Source organism: Frankia tisae (assembly GCF_025403405.1).
Taxonomy (GTDB): domain Bacteria; phylum Actinomycetota; class Actinomycetes; order Frankiales; family Frankiaceae; genus Frankia; species Frankia tisai.
Window position 1 is genome coordinate 1 of sequence record NZ_JANEZT010000821.1, and the last position, 446, is coordinate 446.

General features: G+C 49.8%; 1 protein-coding gene. It reads left to right on the forward strand.

Annotated elements, in window-relative coordinates:
• Window positions 1-54: 54 nt before the first annotated feature.
• The coding region (locus NBZ85_RS31845; RefSeq protein ID WP_308205253.1) for a hypothetical protein at window positions 55-446 on the forward strand (392 nt) is incomplete at its 3' end.

Consider the following 446-nt stretch of genomic DNA (forward strand, 5'->3'; position numbering starts at 1 on the left):
GTCGCAATGAAGATCTCGGAATTTACATCGGGATCAATAACGGGATCAGTGTCAGTGCCAGGCACCTATGAGCGGGTCGCTTCTCACCCCGCAGGCATTGGAGATATCACTAACGGGATGGTGACCGGCACGATTGAGGCCGTCGACATTATTGTCTTCATTCTCGTTTTGGGCGGACTCATTGGGGTAGTGAAAGCGAGCGGCGCATTCGAAGCTGGCCTTGGACGACTTACTGCGAGATCGAAGGGTAAGGAGTTTTTGCTTGTCTTCTTCGTATCTCTCTTCATGATCGTAGGTGGCACGACCTGTGGACTTGAAGAAGAAGCAGTTGCTTTCTATCCAATCTTAGCACCGGTATTTATAGTAATGGGATATGATGCCCTCGTTGTTGTGGGCTCAATCTTCCTTGCTGGATCGATTGGTACCTGCTTCTCGACTATCAATCC